An 18,963-nucleotide genomic window follows, 5' to 3' on the forward strand; every position below is an offset into this window, starting at 1 on the left:
GGCGGTTTCATGGACCTTGCGCTGGCCGAGGCGCGGGCCGCGGCTGCGCGCGGCGAGGTGCCTGTCGGTGCCGTCCTGGTGCGCGACGGCGAGGTGATCGCCGCCGCCGGCAACCGGACGCTGGAGCTTGCCGATCCGACGGCCCATGCAGAGGTTCTCGTGCTGCGCGCGGCCTGCGCGGCGGCCGGCAGCCAGCGGCTGCCGGATTGCGATCTCTACGTGACGCTGGAGCCCTGCCCGATGTGCGCCGCCGCCATCTCCTTCGCCCGCATCCGCCGGCTCTATTTCGGCGCTTCCGACGAGAAGGGCGGCGCGGTGGAAAACGGCGTGCGGTTCTATGGCCAGCCCACCTGCCATCACGCGCCGGAGGTTTATTCGGGCCTTGCCGGGCGCGACGCGGCCGAGTTGTTGAAGGCGTTTTTCCGCGGCCGCAGGGCCTGAGGCGTTTCCCCGGCTCGACCCCGGCCGCCGCCCGGCGCTATATCGGGGTGACATCCGCGACCGGTTCGCGAGGGGAGGGAGAGACGATGATCGCCGTTATTTTCGAGGTCTGGCCGAAGGACGGCCACAAGGAACCCTATCTCGACATTGCCGCCAGCCTGAAGCCGCTGCTTGCCGAGCAGGACGGTTTCATCTCGGTCGAGCGCTTCGAGAGCCTGAGCGAGCCGGGCAAGCTTCTCTCGGTTTCTTTCTGGCGCGACGAGGAGGCGCTGTCGAACTGGCGGCACGAGGCCGAGCACCGCATCGCCCAGGCGGCGGGTCGCGGCAAGCATTTCGCCAACTATCGCCTGCGCGTCGCCGGCGTCATCCGCGACTACGGCATGGACGCGCGTGACGAGGCGCCAAGCGACAGCGTCGCCCTGCACGGGTGAGACGGGGGGGTGCCGCGACGGCGCCCGCTCACCTTTCGGGCAGCACCAGAACGGTCTGTTCCGCCGGCAGTGCGGCGCGGCTTGCCACATAGAGCGGGCTCGCCGAGGTCTCGATCCGGAAGCCCTCGCTCGCCATGCGCGCGGTGAAGCTCTCGCGTGAGCCGTAGGTATAGGCGTGCATCGGGATGACGATGCGCGGCGACACCGCCTTGATGACCTCGACGAGGCTGTCGAGCCGCAGGGTGGAAGCGTTGTCGACCGGAGCGAAGACGATGTCGATCGTGCCGAGGCGGGCAAGGTCGTCCTGGGTCAGGCGGTGATGCAGGTGACCGAGATGGGCGATGCAAAGATCCGCCACCTCGAAGACGAAGATCGAATTGCCGAGCCGGCGCGTTTCCCCGTCCCAGCCGCGAATGTTGGTCTGCAGGTTGCGGATGCGCACGTCGCCGACGGTGAGATCGTGGTCCATCGGCCCGCCATCCGGGTTCCAGCCGAACAGAACATGCTCGATGTCAGGATCCGGATTGAGGGTGAAATGGGTGGAATGGGCGCCGTTCATGGTGATGACCCGCGGCAGCCGGGCGGGACGGTGGACATTGTTGTAGTCGGTGGCGATGCGCACGCCTGTCGGGGTCTCGAGCTCGAAAGTCGCGTGGCCGATATAGGTGATGCCGACCTGGTCGCGCTCGAGGGCGGCCAGGTGGACAGGCGCCGCCCCGGTGATCCAGTCGCCCCCGGCCAGCAACTGGCAGGAGGCAAGGGCGCTGCCCCCGAAGGCGAGCATCAGGCCAAGCGGCACGGCAAGTGCGAGGATGACAGCGCGCAGGCAGGAAAGAGCGAGGCGCGCGGGCCGGCGATTGCGTGCCCCGCGCCTGCGGGTGTCATGCACACCGGATGCAAAGAGATCATGGGCATGGGCATGGGCAGGGGCAGGCGATGAGGGCGGCAAGGCCATGGCAGGGCTCCTTCGGGTCGCTCCGCCTTGGAAGGATAGGGCCGGCACGAAGGGCTTCAAGAACCCCTTGGCGCCGGTTGCGCCTCAGGAGGAGGCTCCGCCGCGCCTCTCGAACGCCTCGATCGCCGCCGCGATGCGCTGTTTGGTTGTCTCGCGCATGGGCTCGGCGGCGGCGAGGATGCGGTCGGTCTTCATGAAGTCGAGAACGCGGAAGCCGGCAATGTCGGGCTTGATCAGGATATCCGGTTGCCGGTTCTTGAGCTTCTCCTGGGTGATGGACTGCATCAGGATCTGGGTTGCCCCGAAGACGGCATCGGTGGCGCCGGGCACCATCCGCCCCTTGCGCGGGATCGGCGAGCCGACGACGTCGGAGGCGACGACAATGTCGATGTCGTCCGGCAGCGCGTCGAAGGGCAGGGGATTGACCAGCCCGCCGTCGACCAGGATCCGCTCATCGAGGGTCACCGGCTTGAACAGGGCGGGGATCGCCATCGAGGCGGCGACGGCGGCATGCAGCGGGCCGGAGGAAAGCTGCACCTCGCGGCAGCGGAAGAAATCCGTGGCGATCACCGACAGGGGAACCTGCAGTTCCTCGAAGGTGGCGGGGATATGGGGACCGACGAACTGCTCAAGCACCTTGCCGGCGTCGAACTGCATGATGCGGGGACTGCCGAAGAAGTCGCCGAGCTTGCGCGGCCTGAGCTTCCACAGCCGGGCAAGCACCGCGTTGCGGTCGCGGAAGATCGCCTCCGAAACCTCGCGCAGGGCCTCTCCGTCGAGGCCCCCGGCAAAGCCCGCGCCGAAGATCGCGCCTATCGAGGTGCCGGTGATGGCATCTGGGACGATGCCGAGATCGCCGAAGGCCTCGATCACCGGAACATGCGCCATGCCGCGCGCTCCGCCGCCGCCCAGTGCCAGCCCGATCCGGGGTCTGCTCATGTGTCCTCCGTTTGAAGTTGCGTGCCGGAATGCCGTGTCGATGACGCGCTGCCTGACAGGAAACGCAGGATTGGGGGCGCAATATGGCGGCCGTCACCGTCGCGGTTGCCACGTGGCGGGCGGGCGCGATCAGCTGTCGCCAAGGGGCCGCACCGTGTCGCCGAGCGATATCCGGCCGGCTGCGAGCACCTCGGCATAGAAGCCGCCATGCCCGCGCATCGCGTTGTAGCCGCCAAAGCCGATGGCGGTCTCCATCCGGCTGCAGGGCGCGCAGGGGCCTGTGATACGCAGGCGCGCAGCCCCGATCTGCATGTCGCGGTGGCGCAAGGCGGCCAGATTGATGCCGGAAACGACGATGTTTCGCCGCAGCAGCGCGGGGTCGATGCCGGCCTGCCCGGCGAAGCCGGCGATCAGCGGCAGATGCTCCGCCTGGATCAGGGTGACGGCGCGTTTGCCGCCGCTTGTATAGTGGTCGCCGGCAATGCCGCCGTCGCCGATCTCGGCGCTCTCAACCACACGCACTGGCTCAAGGCGGGCGGGGCGCACGCCGATCCACTCGACCCTGCCTTCGCCGGCATGACGGGCCAGCAGTTGCTTCAACTCCATGCCTTGCGGTCCTGTCCTTGGGGTGTCATGCGCGCCTGCAGTCAAGCATGCGCGTCTGCAGTCAAGATGGTGCGGTGAAGCGAAACTCGCTAGTCTCGACAGACAATCGATTCCGCCGTCCGGACGGCCCGGACGAGGCAGCAAGAGACATCATGGCCAGCGAAGCTGCACCCCCCTTCTTTGTCGAATCCCTCCTGTTCCTGTCGGCGACGGTGGTTGCCGTGCCGTTCGCCAAGCGCGTCGGCCTCGGCTCCGTCGTCGGCTATCTGGGGGCGGGTCTTGCGATCGGCCCCTTCGGGCTCGATTTCATCCGTTCGGCCGAGGAGGTCCGGGGCGTTGCCGAACTCGGCGTGGTGCTGCTTCTCTTCGTCATCGGGCTGGAGCTGGAACCGGCGCGCCTTTGGAAGATGAAGGGCGACATTTTCGGGCTCGGCACCTCGCAGGTGCTGGCCTGCGGCGCGGCCCTGGTCGGACTGCTGCTGCTTGCCGGGCAACCGGGCGAACTGGCGGTGATTGCCGGCCTCGGACTGGCTCTGTCCTCCACCGCCTTTGCCCTGCAGATCCTTCAGGAACGCGGCCAGCTGACGACGCCTTACGGCCAGCGCGCGTTCGGCATCCTGCTCCTTCAGGACATGGCGATCGTGCCGCTGCTGGCACTGATCCCGATCCTGTCGCCGCGCGAGGAGGGCGGTGGCGGCTCCGACGTGCTGCTCCAGATGACGATCACCATCGTCGCGGTCGGCGGCGTGATCGTCGCGGGGCGCTACCTGCTGACGCCGCTGTTCACGCTGCTGTCGCGGGTGCGCGCCCGAGAGGTGATGCTGGCGGCGGCGCTGCTGGTGGCGCTTGGCAGCGGCGGCATCATGCACGCGGCCGGCCTGTCGATGGCGCTCGGCGCCTTCCTCGCCGGCGTGATGCTGGCCGAATCGAGCTTCCGCCACACGCTGGAAGCCGATATCGAGCCGTTCCGCTCACTGCTGATGGGCCTGTTCTTCATCTCCGTGGGAATGTCGCTCGATCTCGGCCTCGTCGTCGACAACTGGCAAGTCGTGGCGCTCGGCGTCATCGCCGTGATGGGCGTCAAGGGCGTGCTGATCTGGGCGCTGTCGCGGATCTTCGGATCGAGCAACGCGGATGCGCTGAAGATTGCCTTCACGCTGCCCCAGGGCGGCGAGTTCGCCTTCGTGCTGTTCACCGCCGCGGCGACGGCCGGCATCCTGGGCCGCGACATGCTCACCCTGCTGATCGCCATCGTGGTGCTGACCATGCTGCTCACCCCGGTCGGGTGTTCCTTTCACGACATGATGGTGCGCCGCCTGCAGCGCCGGGGCGTTGTCACCGACGCGGTCGAGACATTCGAGGAGGCGCGGCCGGCGGTGCTGGTCATCGGGTTCGGCCGCTTCGGCATGATGGTGGCGCAGATGCTCACCTCCGAGGAGGTCGAGATCATCGCGCTCGACAACCGCGCCGAGCGCGTCGCCTATGCCCGCAAGCTTGGCTACAAGGTCTATGTGGGCGACGCGACAAGGCCGGACGTGCTGAAGGCGGCCGGCGCCGACAAGGCGGTGCTCGTCGCGCTGTGCATCGAGAACGACAAGGTCATGGGACAGGCGATCGAGCTGATCCGGGCCAGTTTCCCGGCCGCGAAGCTGTTCTGCAGGGCCACCGACCGGGTGCACGCGCTGGAACTGACCCGGCGCGGGGTCGATTATCATATCCGCGAGACGTTCGAATCCAGCATCTCCTTCGCCCGTGCGGCGCTGGGCGAGCTCGGCATTGCCGCCGACCGCATCGCGGAGATCGAGGAGGATGTGCGCCGCCGGGATGGCGAACGCATGGAGATCCAGATGCGCGAGGGCGTGATGGCGGGCAGCGACACGCTGCATCGGGTGACGCCGCGCCGGCCGGCGGGCGACGGGGACGCGGCCGGGGAGCGCGGCGAGTGAGCCGGAGCCCGGCTGTGGGCGGCGGCGGCATGGCAGGGGGTGGTCAAGGTGATGACGGCCCTGTATTGAGGACCGAAAGGCGCCGGAGAACGGCAGCCAGAGGCAGCAGACGCATGAACCGATACGAAACACCGCGCGTGCCGGGCGAGGCGCGCATCCGCTATCTGGACGCCGATTTCCAGATCCTGTCGCCGGGCACTTTCGTGCGCTGTGCGGTGACCGGCCAGTCGATACCGCTGGACGAGCTGAAATACTGGAGCGTCTCGCGCCAGGAAGCCTATGTCGACGCGCAAAGCGCGCTTGCCCGCTACAGGGAAAACGGCGACACCGCCTGAAATCAGGCTCTGAACGCGGCGATCCGCTCAAGAAGCAGCGCAACGAGGCCGGCCGGCTCGCTGACGCGCATCTCCACCTCCAGGACCAGACTGCGCGCCGCCAGTTCGTTCAGCGCGGTTCCTTGGGCGCCGCCGAGGCGGACGTGGTCCTTGGACGTGGTTACCAGCATCAACCCGCCCGCATCCGCCGTGTCCAGAAGCTGCCGCGCCTCGGCCTCGCGGAAAGCATGGTGGTCGCCGAAAAACCGCTGCTCGGCGACCTTTGCCCCGGCACCGATCAGGCTCTCGACGAATTTTTCCGGCCGTCCGATGCCGGAAAAAGCGAGCACGGTAAGTCCTTCGACCATCGCGCCGTTGCAGGGTTCAATCCGTGCCTGGAACACCGGCAGGGTCCGTGCCTGAGCGGCGCCGAGAACCGGCGCGACCCTTGCGCCCTCGCCGACGACGACAAGCGCGTGCGCATGCGGGAGCTGGCGGGCGACCGGCGCGCGCAGCGGACCGGCGGGAAGACACTGCCCGTTGCCAATGCCGCTGGCGGCATCGACGAGCACCAGCGAGACGGTCTTTTCCAAAGACGGGTTCTGGAATCCGTCATCCATGAGGATCACCGACCCGAGCGTTTCGGAAAGCCGCGCGCCGGCGATCCTGTCGGGACAGATCACGGTGGGCCGGCAGCGAGCCAGCAGCAACGCCTCGTCGCCGACCTCGCCGGCCGTGTGACGGCGCGGATCGACCTGGACAGGCGCGGCTCCCGACAGGCTTCCGCCATAGCCGCGCGTGAGAAACACCGGCTGCTCGCCCGCATCGGCGAGCAGGCTTGCCAGCGCCAGCGCGAAGGGGGTCTTGCCACTGCCGCCGGCAACAAGGTTGCCGATGCAGATCACCGGAATTTTCGGGCGGGCACGAGGCTTGCGGTCCATGCGTGCCGCCGTGACCGCCCCGTAGACGAGGCCAAGGGGAAAGAGCAGGCGCGCTGCAAGGCTCGGGCGGGCCCGCCACCAGAAGGCCGGGCTGTGCCAGCCACCGCTCACCTTCCCGTCTCCGGCAGGGCGGCAAGCAGAGGCGTCAGCGCGTCCAGCGAGGCGGCAAGCGCGCCGCTTCCCGCGGCAACGACGCTGGCGGCCGTTGCTGCGCGCGCGCGCCTCAGCTCCGGATCGGCGAGCAGGCGCGCAAGAGCCCTGGCAAGCGCGTCCGCATCCTCGACGACTTCCGCACCCTGCGCGGCGATCAGCGGACGGTAGATGTCCTGCAGGTTGAAGACATGCGGTCCGGTCAGGATGGCGGTTTCCAGCCGGGCCGCCTCGAGCGGGTTCTGACCGCCTTCCGGCACAAGCGACTTGCCGATGAAGGCGACCGGCGCGACCCTGTGGAACAGGCCCATCTCGCCGATCGTGTCGCCAAGATAGATGTCGCCGTCGGGCGACGGCAGCTCGCCATGCGAGCGGCGCGAAAGCCTCAGCCCGCGCGCCGCAAGGCTCGCCGCGATGGCATCGCCCCGTTCGGGATGGCGCGGCACGATGATGGTCAGGAGCGCGGGAAAATCGGTGGTGAGCGCCTGGTGCACGCGGGCGGCCAGCAACTCCTCCCCGTCATGGGTGCTGGCGGCAAGCCACACGGGCCGGTCCGCGATGCGGGCGCGCAGCGCGGCAAGGGCATCTTCGTCGACGGGCAGCCTCGTGCCGTCGAATTTCAGGTTGCCGCAGATCTCGACCCGGGGAACGCCGAGATGATGCAGGCGCTCGGCATCTGCGGCGGTCTGCGCAAGGCAGAGCGGGATGCGCGAAAACACCGCGCGTGCCAGGGGCAGCATGCGCGACCAGCCGCGCGCGGTGCGTTCCGACATGCTGGCGCTGGCCACGACCAGCGGGATGCGGCGCGCGGCAAGTGCCGCGATCATCGCCGGCCAGACTTCCGATTCCAGCGTGATCGCGAGGTCAGGTCGCCAGTGTCGCAGGAAACGGGCAAAGTTGGACGGGGTGTCATAGGGCACGAACTGATGGATGACACCGGGATCGCTCTCGCCGGCCGCGATCCGCGCCGAGGTGACCGTGCCGGTCGTCAAAAGCACGGTGAAATCCCTGGCGCGCAGCGCCTGCATCAGCGGCCGGGCGGCATTCATCTCGCCGACGCTGGCGGCATGCAGCCAGGCAAGCCGTCCGGGCGGGCGAGCTCTCCCGGCGCGGCCGAAACGCTCCCCCCGCCGCGACGGGTCTTCCTTGCCGCGCGCGGCGCGCCGGGCAAACAGGATCGGCAGGAAGGGCGTCACCACCAGCCCGAACGCCCGATAGGCGCCCAGCAGGAAGGTGCCGGCAAGACGGGAGACCGGCGATGTCCGGACCGGCGCGTCGCTCATCTGCGTTTCGCCAGGGCATAGGCGCGCTCGGTCGCCGCGTTGACGCCGGCCTCGACGGCAAGGCGGGCCGCTTCGAGTGTGTCCTCGTCAGCATCGGCGGCGACACGGATCGGCTCGCCGACCACGACGGCCAGTCGGCCGAAAGGCAGGTTGATCGTCGCCCGGTCCCAACTCGGAAGGTCGATATGGCGGTTGGTGGCGACGGCGACCGGCAGGATCGGGCGACCGGAATGGCGGGCGAGCTGCACGACGCCGAGACCGGCTATCCGCGACACCTTGGGCACGTCCGCCGTCATCGCGATGCTGTCGCCCTCGCGCAGGCAGCGCAGCGCCTCGATGAAGCCGCGCATGCCTCCGCGTTTTGCGACCTGATGGGCATGGTGGGCACCGGACGCGCGGATCACGCCGAGGCCGAGGCGGCGCGCGGCAACCGCGTTGATTTCGCCGTCGCCGGAGCGCGAGACCATCACCCGGAAGGCATGACCGGGAGGGCGGTGCAGCGGCACGGCGAAATGCTGGCCATGCCAGGTGGCGACGATCGCCGGCATCTCCTCGTCGATCCGTTCGAACCGGTCGGGCGGATCGAGGCGAACCGAGCTCGTCCTGTAGACCAGCTTCAGATAGGCGGCGAGCGCGGTGCCGAGCAGGCGCTGCACGACCGGGCTGCGGCCGATACGCTTCAGCATGATGCGCTCCGCGCCCGCACCGGGCCCAGCCTGGGAGGGAACTGCCGCAAGCGCCTACTTCCCGTCGGTTTCCGGGTCCAGCAGGCGATGCATGTGGACGATGAAGTAGCGCATGTGGGCGTTGTCGACGGACTGTTGCGCCTTCTGCTTCCAGACCGCGTAGGCGCTGGCGTAGTTCGGGTAGATGCCGACGAGGTCGAGGTCTTCGAGATCGCGGAAGGTAAGGCCGTCGACCTGTTCGAGCTCGCCGCCGAATACGAGGTGGAGCAGTTGCTTGCCGGATTCCGTGGTCGTCATGGACGTCTCTCCGAGAACGGGTATCGCAGGGCTGGCCGGATCATCCGGCCGTACGGACAGGGCTACATCAGTTCGGCGAGGATCGGTCGCAACGGATCGACAAGCGCCGCCGGACCGGCCACGAGCGCCGGGTGCCGGACACTGGCCCGGTTGTAGGCAAGCGCGCGACCGTCAAGGTCCTCGAGCCGACCGCCCGCTTCCTGCACCAAAAGGTCGGCCGCCGCAAGGTCCCAGTCGCAGGCGTTCTCGCGCACCACGGCAAGGTCGATGCGCCCTTCCGCGACCAGCGCCAGGCGCAGGGCGAGTGAGGGAACATAGCCGGCATGGGAAAGGCCGGTCGCGGTCAGCCCGGCGCGTGCCGCGATGCTCTTGGGTCCGGCGACGCTCGAACCCTTCAGCCGGTCCCGCGAGGAAATCGACACGGGCTGTCCGTTGAGCCGGGTCCCGTGTCCCGGGATCGCCACGTAGAGATCGTCGCCGACGGGCCGGTACAGTGCCGCGGCGACCGGCCGGCCGGCCTCGACGACCGCGATCGCCACGGTCCATTCGCCGGAGCCGGAGAGAAAGCCACGGGTACCGTCGATCGGATCGACGACGAAGCTGCGCGTCGTTCCCAGCCGCGAGCGGTCGTCGGCGGTCTCTTCCGAAAGCCAGCCGTAGTCCGGTCTGGCGGCGCGCAGCACCTCGGCGAGATGGCGGTCGACGGCAAGGTCGGCCTCGGAGACGGGCGAATCGTTTTCCTTCGTCCATCGCCGCGGATCCTTGCGGAAGTAGGACAGCGCGATCTCGCCGCCGCTGCGCGCGGCGCTGGCGATCAGCTCCATGTCGGCCAGGTTGGCGTGGCGGTCACTCACCGGCAATGGTCATGTCCTTCACCAGGAGGCTTGGAACCGCGTAGGCCGAACGCGTGTCGAGATCGCTGCCGGCGACAAGCGAGGCGAACATGTCCACAAGGTTGCCGGCGATGGTGATCTCCGACACGGGGAAGGCGATCTGGCCGTCCTCCACCCAGAAGCCCGATGCACCGCGCGAATAGTCGCCGGTGACCCCGTTGACGCCGTGGCCGATCAGGTCGGTGACGAAGAGGCCTGTGCCGATGCCTGCCAGCAGTTCGGCCTGCGACCGGGTGCCGGGCGAGAGCGTCAGGTTGGTGGCCGAGGGGCTGGTGCCGGCACCGGCGCGCGAGGCGCGGGCATTCGGCGCAAGGCCGAGCTCGCGGGCCGCGGGCGTGTCCAAGAGCCACTGGGTGAGGACGCCGTTCTCGACAAGCGTCAGCGGGGCAACCGGGCGCCCTTCGCCGTCGAAGGGACGGCTGGCCGCCCCGCGCGGCCGGGTCGGATCGTCGATGACGGAGATGGAGGCGGGCAGGATGGCCTGGCCGAGCCGGTCCTTCAGGAAGCTTGTGCCGCGGGCGATGGCCGCGCCGTTGATGGCGCCGGCAAGGTGACCGAGCAGGGAGCGCGCCGCGCGCGGCTCGTAGACAATGTCGGCGGTGCGTGTCGACAGCCGGCGCGGATTGACGCGCGCGACCGCCCGCTCGCCGGCACGCCGGCCGATATCCGCGGCATCGTCCAGGTCGGCGAGGAAGCCGCGGCTGTCATAGTCGTAGTCGCGCTCCATTGCCGTGCCATCGCCGGCGATCGCGGTAGCCGAGACACCGTGGCGGGACACCAGATAGCCTCCGCAAAAGCCCTCGCTCGTTGCCAGCACCAGTCCGCCCAGGCGCCAGGAGGCGCTGGCCCCGCCCGACTTGGTGACGCCGGCAACGGCGAGCGCGGCGGCCTCCGCCGCCCGTGCGCGCTCGGCAAGCATCGCCGCATCGACTGTTGCGGGGTCGAGAAGGTCGAGTTCGGGAAAGTCGGTGGCGATCTCGTCGGCGGGAACCAGCCCGGAAAACGGGTCTTCCGGCGCCACGCGCGCCATGGCGACCGCCCGCTCGGCAAGGCGCTCGCCATCCTGGAAGGAGTTGGCCGAGACGCTGGCGACGCGCCGGCCGCAGAAGACGCGCAAGGTGACGTCGTCGCCTTCGGCCCGCTCGCTTTCCTCGACCCTGCCGTCGCGCAGGTCGGCGGAGAAGGCGACACCGGTTGCCGCCACGACGTCGGCCGCGTCGGCGCCGGCGGCCCGGGCAGCGGCGACCAGCCGGCGTGCCTCGTCCATCAGCTTGCCCTGGTCGATCGGTGTTTGCATCATGTCGTCCCTGAAAGAGTTGCGCTCAAAGCTCTAGTCATCGCCGCCGCCAACGGCAAGCGCGGCCGCGCCGGCCTGGTCACGATTTGTTTGCCCTCTTCGGTGACCAATGGCTAACCCTGGTTGCAAACAGAAAAACTTAACCGTGCTTGTTAAGCGTATCGGGAGGGCTCGCTGCTAGATTGAACCCATCAGAGGCCAACAGAAAAATGGCCCGATGGAGAGCGAATTGAGCCGTCAAACAGCACATCAGGACGCCACTGCAAACGGATCGGGCCGCACCGCGCGGCTCGATCCCGCGCAGATGCCGCACCGCTTCGCGACCCGCGGCACCGCCTGCGAACCGACGACGTTCGACGTCTATATCGACCGCCAGCAGGTCATCGTCAAACGTCGGCTCGCCGGCCTGCCGCTGACACTGGTCCAGCCGGTCAACGTCTTCCTCGGCGTTTTCGCCCAGGTTGTTCCCGGCAAGGAGCCGGGCACGCTGAAAGCCCGTATTGGGCTCATGCACCGCGATCCGGCCATGTCGATCGAACTGGCCGTCGACGACCGGCTCGAGGGCCTTGCCGACGACTGGTGCGGCTGGGGCGAGGCGCTCGGCCTGCCGCTGCTGCTGGTGGAGCCGGACGGGTCCGTCTCCCGCGTCGACGGGCCGGAGCATCCCGCACGGACGCCGCTGGTGCCGGCGCGCCGCCGCGTCGCCGCGCTGACCGGGCGCCGTCCGCGCTTCCTGCTGCGGCGCAAGCCGGGCAAGGCCGACGGGGCGCCGCGCGTGCACCGGGCGGAGCGCGAGATCATCGCCCGGACCTGAGCCGGACCGGGGGCTGACAGCTAGAGCAGCCCCTGCACCATCGCCTCGATCACCAGCCCCGCGAACACGATCCAGCCGTAGCTGGTGTTGGAGCGGAAGAGCTTCAGGCACTGGTCCGGATCGTCGATGTCGAGCCGGACGATCTGCCAGACCAGATGGCCGAGGCCAAGCGCCAGCCCCAGGAATGCCGCCGGCCCGGCGTCCACCCCGAACAGCGCCAGCGCGAAGAGCGCGGTCGCCCCGCCATAAAGGGCGGCGAGCGCGGGCTTGGTCCATTCCCCGAAAAGCCTTGCTGTCGAGTGCACCCCGACCAGCGCGTCGTCTTCCTTGTCCTGATGGGCATAGATCGTGTCGTAGCCGATGGTCCACAGGATGCCGCCGGCATAAAGCGCCACCGCCGGCCAGTCGAGCCGGCCGAAGGCCGCCGCCCAGCCCATCAGCGCGCCCCAGGAGAAGGCGAGGCCGAGAAACAGCTGCGGCCAGTTTGTCACCCGCTTCATGAACGGATAGACGGCGACCACCGCCAGCGAGGCGATGCCGAGCATCACGGCGAAGCCGTTGAACTGCAGCAGCACGGCAAGTCCCGTCAGCGCCTGGGCGGCGAGAAACGCCTTGGCCTGCAGGCGCGACACCTGGCCGGACGGGAGCGGGCGCGAGCGGGTGCGCGCCACCTTGTCGTCGATGTCCTGGTCAACAAGGTCGTTATAGGTGCAGCCGGCGCCGCGCATCGCCACGGCACCGATGAGAAAGAGCGCCAGGTGCCAGGGATCGGGGAAGGCCTTGCCGCCGGCGATCGCGGCGAGCGCTGCCGACCACCAGCAGGGCCAAAGCAGCAGCCACCAGCCGATCGGGCGCTCCCAGCGGGCAAGCCTTGCATAGGGGCGCAGCCAGTCCGGCGCATGGGTATCGACCCAATGCCCGCGAACCGCGTCGGCCACCCGGCCGGTAATCGTGTCGTCCTGCATTGCCTCACCTGTCGCAACCCGTGTCCCGAGCGGTGATAAAGCCTTTGTCGCGGGGATGAAAGGGCAGGGCTTGTCTCTTGCCGGGCCTGCCTGTACGACGCGGCCTGTGAAACGCGGCGCGTTGCAGGGGGCAGGCGCGGCGATGCGAAGGAACGGGGTGAGCGTCAGATGAATATCCTGCTGATCGGATCCGGTGGACGGGAGCACGCGCTTGCCTGGGCGATCGCCAATTCGCCGCTGACGGACACGCTCTATGCCGCCCCGGGAAATGCCGGCATCGCCGCGGAGGCGACCTGCGTCGCCCTCGACACGAGCGATTCCTCCGCCGTCATCACCTTCTGCCGCGACCACGACATCGGCCTTGTCGTCGTCGGGCCGGAAGGGCCGTTGGTGGCGGGTCTCGTCGACGATCTGGCCGGGGCCGGCATCAAGGCCTTCGGGCCGAAGAAGGCGGCCGCCGCTCTGGAGGGCTCGAAGGGGTTCACCAAGGACCTGTGTGCCAGGGCCGGCATCCCGACCGCCGGCTACGGCCGGTTCACCGATGCCGAAACGGCCCGCGCCTATGTGCGCGAGCAGGGCGCGCCGATCGTGGTCAAGGCGGACGGGCTTGCCGCCGGCAAGGGTGTCGTCGTGGCGATGACCGAGGACGATGCGCTCGCCGCCATCGACGCGTGTTTCGACGGCGAGTTCGGCGCGGCCGGTGCCGAGGTGGTGGTCGAGGAGTTCCTGGAAGGCGAGGAGGCGAGCCTCTTCGTTCTGTCGGACGGGCGCAACGCCCTGATGCTGGCCACCGCGCAGGACCACAAGCGCGTCGGCGAGGGCGACACCGGTCCCAATACCGGCGGCATGGGGGCCTACTCTCCCGCGCCGGTGATGACCGAGGAGATGACGGCGCGCGCCATGCGCGAGATCGTCGAGCCGACCGTGGCAAGGCTCGCGGCGGAAGGAACGCCTTTTGCCGGCGTTCTCTACGCCGGGCTGATGATCACCGACAAGGGGCCGCAGCTGATCGAGTACAATGCCCGTTTTGGCGATCCCGAATGCCAGGTGATGATGATGCGTCTCAAGGATGACATCGTCACGTTGATGCTTGCTTGTGTCGACGGCACGCTCGACAGGGTCGGCGCCCGCTGGCGCGACGAGGTGGCGCTGACCGTTGTGCTGGCGGCGAAGGGCTATCCGGGAATCTATGAGAAGGGCAGCGAGATCTGCGGTCTTGCCGAACTGGGTGGCGATCCGGCGCTGAAGGTCTTCCATGCCGGAACCCGAGCCGAGGACGGTGCCGTGCTGGCCAATGGCGGACGGGTGCTCAACGTCACGGCGCTCGGGGCGACGGTGGCCGAGGCGCGCGCGCGCGCCTATGCCGCGATCGAGCGCATCGACTGGCCGGAGGGCTTCTGCCGCCGCGATATCGGCTGGCGCGCGGTGGCGCGCGAGGAAACGCGTGGCTGAGGCCGGCCGGAGCTGACCGTCTCCCGGCGATCGTCTTGAAGCAGAACGCAAAAGCCGCCATTCTCGCGGGAAGGACGGGCCCGGGCGCATGCCGCCGGGGCAACGCGGGAGGCAGATCATGGGCATCGGTACAAGCGGACAGGCGGACGATCTCTTTCCCGGCTTCCGCAGCGAGATGCTGCGCGGCGATGGCGTCGACATCTTCTGCCGGATCGGCGGCTCGGGACCGCCGCTGCTGCTGCTGCACGGATATCCCCAGACCCATGCGATGTGGCACAAGATGGCGGGCGAACTGGCCGGTGATTTCACCGTGGTTGTTGCCGATCTCCGCGGCTATGGCGCATCGGACGCGCCGGAGGGCGACGTGCGGCATCATCTGTATTCCAAGCGGGCGATGGCGGCCGACATGATCGCGGTGATGGCCGGGCTCGGCCACGAACGGTTCGCCGTCGCCGGCCACGACCGGGGCGGACGCGTCGCCTACCGCATGGCGCTTGACCATCCCGACCGTGTCGCGCGGCTTGCCGTGCTCGACATCCTGCCGACCTATGACTACTGGCGGAACATGGACTGGCACTACGGGATGGCGATCTACCACTGGCTGTTCCTGGCCCAGCCCCGGCCACTGCCCGAGCGGCTGATCGCCGGGGCGGCGGATTTCTATCTCGAGCACACGCTGGCGAGCTGGACGGCAAGCAAGGACCTGTCCGCCTTCGATGCGCGGGCACTTGCCGCCTATCGTGCCTCCTTCCTGCAGGAGGCGCGCCAGCACGCGGCCTGCGAGGACTACCGGGCCGGCGCCACGATCGACATGGAGCTCGACACGGCCGACCGCGAGGCGGGCCGGCGTATCGGCTCTCCGGTGCTGGTGCTCTACGGCAACCGGGGCATTGCCGAAAAAACCTCGACCCCGCTCGGCACGTGGTCGCGCTGGGCCGACGACGTGCGCGGCACCGGCGTCGATGCCGGCCATTTCCTGGTGGAGGAGAACCCGGCCGGAACGCTCGATGCGATGCTTCCCTTCTTTCTGCAGGAAGCGCTGGCGTGAGTTCCGGCGAAACCGGGGGCTTCGACCGGCAGCAGGCCTTTTCCGGAACACGGGAGGTGCCGGACGCGCTGGCCATCGATACGGAGCGGCTGGCCGACTTCCTCTCGGTTACCGTGCCGGGCTTTGCCGGGCCGCTCAGCGCCAGCCAGTTCAAGGGCGGCCAGTCCAACCCGACCTATCTGCTCGAGACGCCGGGCGCCGCCTATGTGCTGCGCCGCAAGCCGCCGGGCAAGCTGCTTCCCTCCGCCCATGCGATCGACCGGGAGTACCGGGTGATGAAGGCGCTTGGCGAAGCGGGCTTTCCCGTGCCGCGCGTCCATTGCCTGTGCGAGGACGAGGCGGTGATCGGCACGTCCTTCTATGTGATGGACAAGGTGGAGGGGCGGATCTTCTGGGACCCGTCCATGCCGGGCGAGGACCGGGCAACGCGCGCCTCCGTCTACGGTGCCATGAACGCGACCCTGGCGCATTTGCACGGGATCGAGCCGGCGGCGGCGGGGCTCGGCGATTTCGGCAAGGGCGAGGGCTATGTCGCCCGCCAGATCGCCCGTTGGTCGAAACAATACCGCGCTTCGGAAATCGAGCGGATCGACGAGATGGACCGGTTGATCGACTGGCTGCCGACGCGGTTGCCCCAGGCCGGCCCGGTCCGGGTCGTGCACGGAGACTTCCGCCTCGACAACCTGATCGTCGCGCCCGACCGTGCCGAGGTTGCCGCCGTGCTCGACTGGGAACTGTCGACGCTCGGCGATCCGGTCGCCGACTTCACCTATCACTGCATGCAATGGGTGATGCCGGAAGGTCCGGACGGCGGCGGCATCGGAACGTTGAAAGGGCATGACATCGAGGCGCTCGGCCTGCCGGAGCTTGCCGGCTACATCACCGCCTATGAGCGGGCGACGGGTTTCTCCGTTGCCGCGGATCTCGACTTTTTCTTCGCCTACAATTTCTTCCGCATCGCCGCGATCCTGCAGGGCATTGCCGGGCGGGTGCGCGACGGCACCGCCGCCAATGCGAATGCAGCGGTGATGGAACGCCAAGTCCGGCCGCTCGCCGAGACCGCCTGGGGCTTTGCGATTCGCGCGGGGGCGTGAGGGGCGCTGGTGGCGGAGACCGCCGTGCCCGGGATCAGACGGCCGTGCCGCCGATCGTCATCGCGTTGATTCTCAGTGTCGGCTGGCCGACGCCGACCGGAACGCCCTGACCCTGCTTGCCGCAGGTGCCGATACCGGGATCGAGCGCCATGTCGTTGCCGATGGCGCTGATCCGGGTCAACGCGTCCGGGCCGTTGCCGATCAGCATCGCGCCCTTGACCGGTGCGCCGATGCGGCCGTTCTCGACCCGGTAAGCCTCCGTGCAGGAAAACACGAACTTGCCGGACGTGATGTCGACCTGGCCACCGCCGAAGGAAACGGCATAGATGCCGTCCTTGACGCCTTCCAGGATCTCGCCCGGGTCGCGGTCGCCGGCCAGCATGATCGTGTTGGTCATGCGTGGCATCGGGATATGGGCGAAGGACTGCCGCCGGCCGTTGCCGGTGGACCGGGTGCCCATCAGCCGGGCGTTCTGACGGTCCTGCATGTAACCGGTGAGAATGCCGTCCTCGATCAGCACGGTGCGGCCGGTCGGCGTTCCTTCGTCGTCGATGGTCAGCGAGCCGCGCCGACCGCCGATGGTGCCGTCGTCAACGATGGTGACGCCCTTGGAGGCGACGCGCTGCCCCATCAACCCGGCAAAGGCCGAGGTCTTCTTTCGGTTGAAATCGCCTTCCAGCCCGTGCCCGACCGCCTCGTGCAGCAGGATGCCGGGCCAGCCGGCCCCGAGCACCACGTCGAAACTGCCGGCCGGGGCGGGCACCGCCTCCAGATTGACCAGCGCCTGCCGCAGTGCCTCGTCGACGGCGCCCTTCCAGCTCTCCTCGGTGACGAAGGCCTCGACCATGTCGCGGCCGCCGAACCCGTGCGAGCCGCTTTCCTGTCGCGCGCCCTCGCCAGCGACGACGGAGACGCCGAAGCGGACCAGGGGACGGATGTCGCGGACCCGGTGGCCGTCGGCGCGCAGGATGTCGACCACCTGCCAGGAGGTGGCGAGCGAGACGCTCACCTGGCGGACCTTGGGATCGCGGGCCCTTGCATAGGCATCGATCGCCTGCAGCAGCGCGACCTTGTCGGCGAAGGCGGGGGTTTGCAGCGGATTGGCATCGCCGTAAAGCCGCGCATTGGTGCGCTGGGGTGCGGCGGCATAGGTTCCCGAATGCCCGGAAGTGACGGCGGAGACCGCATCGGCGGCGCGCTTCAAGGCCGCTTCCGAGATCTCGCCGGAATGGGCGTAACCGGCGGCCTCGCCGGCGACGGCACGCAGGCCGAACCCTTGCGTCGTGTCGTAATTGGCGCCCTTCAGGCGGCCATTGTCGAAGACGAGGCTTTCCGATTGCCGGTACTCGAGGAAGAGCTCGCCGTCATCGGCACCGGCAAGCGCCGCGCCGACAATGGCGCGCGCCCGGTCCTCGGAGAGGCCCGCGCCGGAAAGAAGATCGGTTGCCGTGTCGGTCATCGATTCGCTTCCTTCGGGACAGTCGCGATCGCCGCGACATCGCGGCCGGGTTCATTGCGCAGGAGCGCCCGCATCAGGGCAGGGCGGCGAATCCCTCGGAGAAGCCGTTCAGCGAGATCGGAATGCCGATGCCTTCCTCGGGCGTCTGGAAGATGACGAAGGTGGCAGCCTGTCCGGTCTGCATCTTGTTCACCAGATCGTCCTGCATCACCACCTCGACGATGCATCCGTTCGGCAGGCAGCGCACGAAGCCTGCCCGCCCGACATCCGCGTTGTCGACCCTCAGGCCAAGCCCCATCGGCAACAGCACGCCGAGCGGTGCTAGAACCCTGAGCAAACGCGAGTTCTTGTCGGCCGTCTTCAGCACGATCACCGAAAGGCCGACATTCTCGCGGTCGTCCGCGGTGACGTTCTGGATGAGCGCGCATTGCTCTTCCTGGGCGCCGGCCGGCGTGTCGCACCGCATCTGCCAGTCGCCATGGACCGAGCGGACCGCGCCTTGCGCATGCGCCAAAGGCGCCGCCATGATCTGGGCAAGGACGGCAAGCACGGCCGCGATGCGGAAACTCATCGGCTTGGTGAAAACTGGCACGGTCAGAACTCCGTTGGTTCGCGGCAATCGGTCGATCGGCGACAGTACCGCCGCGGTCGGGTGGCGCGGCGCCGGAACTTCGCCGCGTCAGCCGGGCGACTGTCGCCTGATTCGCGGTTCGTCGCGCATGCAGAGCTTTGTCGACCCTTGAAAAGCCGATTTCAAGGCGAAAGGTACCGCAACGGCCCGCTTTCCCGCATGGCGAAGACGCCGAACCACCTTTTCGGGAACATGCGGGAGGGGATGGCAGGATTGGGCCGGAATTTGGGCATTGCCGCAACTCGTGCATTGCGCTACGTGGCGGCTTATGGTTTTTCATCCCGACTTTGACGTCGATCAAGCGGTCTTGCGGCGTTTTGA

20 protein-coding genes are annotated in these 18,963 nt (G+C 68.5%); 8 read left to right on the plus strand and 12 right to left on the minus strand.

The window, feature by feature from the left end; all coding sequences use genetic code 11:
• Positions 1 to 9: 9 nt before the first annotated feature.
• On the plus strand, positions 10 to 441 hold the full coding sequence (locus tag RBB46_RS01470) for a nucleoside deaminase (RefSeq protein WP_306027061.1): 432 nt from the start codon (positions 10 to 12) through the stop codon (positions 439 to 441).
• A gap of 86 nt (positions 442 to 527) precedes the next feature.
• Complete coding sequence (locus RBB46_RS01475; protein WP_306027062.1) at positions 528 to 872, plus strand: antibiotic biosynthesis monooxygenase; 345 nt, start codon at positions 528 to 530, stop codon at positions 870 to 872.
• Between the two features lie 28 nt (positions 873 to 900).
• On the opposite strand, the gene RBB46_RS01480 is transcribed toward RBB46_RS01475, so the two are convergent.
• From RBB46_RS01480 to RBB46_RS01490, 3 genes are all read right to left on the minus strand, one after another.
• Positions 901 to 1,827: an MBL fold metallo-hydrolase gene (locus RBB46_RS01480; RefSeq protein ID WP_306027063.1), complete on the minus strand. Its 927-nt coding sequence runs from the start codon at positions 1,825 to 1,827 to the stop codon at positions 901 to 903.
• Between the two features lie 84 nt (positions 1,828 to 1,911).
• A complete protein-coding gene (locus RBB46_RS01485; RefSeq protein ID WP_306027064.1) occupies positions 1,912 to 2,766 on the minus strand; it encodes a patatin-like phospholipase family protein in 855 nt (284 codons plus the stop codon).
• A 129-nt stretch (positions 2,767 to 2,895) separates the two neighbouring features.
• On the minus strand, positions 2,896 to 3,372 hold the full coding sequence (locus RBB46_RS01490) for an MOSC domain-containing protein (RefSeq protein ID WP_306027065.1): 477 nt from the start codon (positions 3,370 to 3,372) through the stop codon (positions 2,896 to 2,898).
• A 152-nt stretch (positions 3,373 to 3,524) separates the two neighbouring features.
• Here RBB46_RS01490 and RBB46_RS01495 point away from each other — a divergent pair, with 152 nt between their 5' ends.
• Positions 3,525 to 5,318 carry a monovalent cation:proton antiporter-2 (CPA2) family protein gene (locus RBB46_RS01495; RefSeq protein ID WP_306027067.1) on the plus strand — a complete coding sequence of 598 codons (1,794 nt, stop codon included), beginning with the start codon at positions 3,525 to 3,527 and terminating at the stop codon, positions 5,316 to 5,318.
• A gap of 113 nt (positions 5,319 to 5,431) precedes the next feature.
• A complete protein-coding gene (locus RBB46_RS01500) occupies positions 5,432 to 5,653 on the plus strand; it encodes a DUF2093 domain-containing protein (RefSeq protein WP_306027068.1) in 222 nt (73 codons plus the stop codon).
• A gap of 2 nt (positions 5,654 to 5,655) precedes the next feature.
• Here the strand turns inward: RBB46_RS01500 and lpxK are convergent, their stop codons facing one another.
• The 6 genes from lpxK to RBB46_RS01530 form a co-directional block, all read right to left on the minus strand.
• Positions 5,656 to 6,684, minus strand: coding sequence for a tetraacyldisaccharide 4'-kinase (gene lpxK / locus RBB46_RS01505; RefSeq protein ID WP_306027069.1), 1,029 nt, complete (start codon positions 6,682 to 6,684; stop codon positions 5,656 to 5,658).
• A complete protein-coding gene (locus RBB46_RS01510; protein ID WP_306027070.1) occupies positions 6,681 to 8,006 on the minus strand; it encodes a 3-deoxy-D-manno-octulosonic acid transferase in 1,326 nt (441 codons plus the stop codon). The genes lpxK and RBB46_RS01510 overlap by 4 nt, the downstream gene beginning before the upstream one ends.
• Positions 8,003 to 8,692: a lysophospholipid acyltransferase family protein gene (locus RBB46_RS01515; protein WP_306027071.1), complete on the minus strand. Its 690-nt coding sequence runs from the start codon at positions 8,690 to 8,692 to the stop codon at positions 8,003 to 8,005. Before RBB46_RS01515 ends, RBB46_RS01510 begins: the two co-directional genes overlap by 4 nt.
• A 54-nt stretch (positions 8,693 to 8,746) precedes the next feature.
• Positions 8,747 to 8,989 carry a DUF4170 domain-containing protein gene (locus RBB46_RS01520; RefSeq protein WP_306027072.1) on the minus strand — a complete coding sequence of 81 codons (243 nt, stop codon included), beginning with the start codon at positions 8,987 to 8,989 and terminating at the stop codon, positions 8,747 to 8,749.
• Positions 8,990 to 9,051: 62 nt separating this feature from the next.
• Positions 9,052 to 9,843, minus strand: a complete 792-nt coding sequence (locus tag RBB46_RS01525; protein WP_336623128.1) for a 3'(2'),5'-bisphosphate nucleotidase CysQ — start codon at positions 9,841 to 9,843, stop codon at positions 9,052 to 9,054.
• Positions 9,836 to 11,179, minus strand: coding sequence for a TldD/PmbA family protein (locus RBB46_RS01530; protein ID WP_306027075.1), 1,344 nt, complete (start codon positions 11,177 to 11,179; stop codon positions 9,836 to 9,838). Before RBB46_RS01530 ends, RBB46_RS01525 begins: the two co-directional genes overlap by 8 nt.
• A 229-nt stretch (positions 11,180 to 11,408) precedes the next feature.
• Between RBB46_RS01530 and RBB46_RS01535 the strand changes: the two genes are divergently transcribed.
• Complete coding sequence (locus tag RBB46_RS01535) at positions 11,409 to 11,993, plus strand: DUF6101 family protein (protein ID WP_306027076.1); 585 nt, start codon at positions 11,409 to 11,411, stop codon at positions 11,991 to 11,993.
• Between the two features lie 20 nt (positions 11,994 to 12,013).
• On the opposite strand, the gene ubiA is transcribed toward RBB46_RS01535, so the two are convergent.
• Positions 12,014 to 12,958 carry a 4-hydroxybenzoate octaprenyltransferase gene (ubiA, locus tag RBB46_RS01540; RefSeq protein ID WP_306027077.1) on the minus strand — a complete coding sequence of 315 codons (945 nt, stop codon included), beginning with the start codon at positions 12,956 to 12,958 and terminating at the stop codon, positions 12,014 to 12,016.
• Between the two features lie 168 nt (positions 12,959 to 13,126).
• On the opposite strand from ubiA, the gene purD reads away from it, so the two are divergent.
• From purD to RBB46_RS01555, 3 genes are all read left to right on the plus strand, one after another.
• Entirely contained in the window at positions 13,127 to 14,410 is a 1,284-nt protein-coding gene (gene purD, locus RBB46_RS01545; protein ID WP_306027078.1) for a phosphoribosylamine--glycine ligase, read from the plus strand.
• Between the two features lie 118 nt (positions 14,411 to 14,528).
• Positions 14,529 to 15,458, plus strand: coding sequence for an alpha/beta fold hydrolase (locus RBB46_RS01550; protein ID WP_306027079.1), 930 nt, complete (start codon positions 14,529 to 14,531; stop codon positions 15,456 to 15,458).
• The gene (locus RBB46_RS01555; protein ID WP_306027080.1) at positions 15,455 to 16,552 is read left to right on the plus strand and encodes a phosphotransferase family protein; all 1,098 of its coding nucleotides are present in this window, start codon (positions 15,455 to 15,457) and stop codon (positions 16,550 to 16,552) included. The genes RBB46_RS01550 and RBB46_RS01555 overlap by 4 nt, the downstream gene beginning before the upstream one ends.
• Before the next feature lie 34 nt (positions 16,553 to 16,586).
• On the opposite strand, the gene tldD is transcribed toward RBB46_RS01555, so the two are convergent.
• Positions 16,587 to 18,011, minus strand: coding sequence for a metalloprotease TldD (gene tldD / locus RBB46_RS01560; RefSeq protein WP_306027081.1), 1,425 nt, complete (start codon positions 18,009 to 18,011; stop codon positions 16,587 to 16,589).
• Positions 18,012 to 18,084: 73 nt separating this feature from the next.
• Entirely contained in the window at positions 18,085 to 18,537 is a 453-nt protein-coding gene (locus tag RBB46_RS01565) for an invasion associated locus B family protein (protein ID WP_306027337.1), read from the minus strand.
• Positions 18,538 to 18,963 lie beyond the last annotated feature (426 nt).

The sequence above is a fragment of the Stappia sp. MMSF_3263 genome (genome assembly GCF_030733745.1).
Taxonomy (GTDB): Bacteria; Pseudomonadota; Alphaproteobacteria; order Rhizobiales; family Stappiaceae; genus Stappia.

Excerpts from the sequence above, each read along its gene's own strand:
- RBB46_RS01475 (WP_306027062.1), top strand. The coding sequence starts at position 528 with ATGATCGCCGTTATTTTCGAGGTCTGGCCGAAGGACGGCCACAAGGAA.
- RBB46_RS01565 (WP_306027337.1), bottom strand. The coding sequence starts at position 18,537 with ATGGCGGCGCCTTTGGCGCATGCGCAAGGCGCGGTCCGCTCGGTCCAT.
- RBB46_RS01485 (WP_306027064.1), bottom strand. The coding sequence starts at position 2,766 with ATGAGCAGACCCCGGATCGGGCTGGCACTGGGCGGCGGCGGAGCGCGC.
- RBB46_RS01470 (WP_306027061.1), top strand. The coding sequence starts at position 10 with ATGGACCTTGCGCTGGCCGAGGCGCGGGCCGCGGCTGCGCGCGGCGAG.
- RBB46_RS01520 (WP_306027072.1), bottom strand. The coding sequence starts at position 8,989 with ATGACGACCACGGAATCCGGCAAGCAACTGCTCCACCTCGTATTCGGC.
- purD (WP_306027078.1), top strand. The coding sequence starts at position 13,127 with ATGAATATCCTGCTGATCGGATCCGGTGGACGGGAGCACGCGCTTGCC.
- RBB46_RS01480 (WP_306027063.1), bottom strand. The coding sequence starts at position 1,827 with ATGGCCTTGCCGCCCTCATCGCCTGCCCCTGCCCATGCCCATGCCCAT.
- tldD (WP_306027081.1), bottom strand. The coding sequence starts at position 18,011 with ATGACCGACACGGCAACCGATCTTCTTTCCGGCGCGGGCCTCTCCGAG.
- RBB46_RS01490 (WP_306027065.1), bottom strand. The coding sequence starts at position 3,372 with ATGGAGTTGAAGCAACTGCTGGCCCGTCATGCCGGCGAAGGCAGGGTC.
- RBB46_RS01530 (WP_306027075.1), bottom strand. The coding sequence starts at position 11,179 with ATGCAAACACCGATCGACCAGGGCAAGCTGATGGACGAGGCACGCCGG.
- RBB46_RS01550 (WP_306027079.1), top strand. The coding sequence starts at position 14,529 with ATGGGCATCGGTACAAGCGGACAGGCGGACGATCTCTTTCCCGGCTTC.
- RBB46_RS01515 (WP_306027071.1), bottom strand. The coding sequence starts at position 8,692 with ATGCTGAAGCGTATCGGCCGCAGCCCGGTCGTGCAGCGCCTGCTCGGC.
- RBB46_RS01500 (WP_306027068.1), top strand. The coding sequence starts at position 5,432 with ATGAACCGATACGAAACACCGCGCGTGCCGGGCGAGGCGCGCATCCGC.
- RBB46_RS01510 (WP_306027070.1), bottom strand. The coding sequence starts at position 8,006 with ATGAGCGACGCGCCGGTCCGGACATCGCCGGTCTCCCGTCTTGCCGGC.
- ubiA (WP_306027077.1), bottom strand. The coding sequence starts at position 12,958 with ATGCAGGACGACACGATTACCGGCCGGGTGGCCGACGCGGTTCGCGGG.
- RBB46_RS01495 (WP_306027067.1), top strand. The coding sequence starts at position 3,525 with ATGGCCAGCGAAGCTGCACCCCCCTTCTTTGTCGAATCCCTCCTGTTC.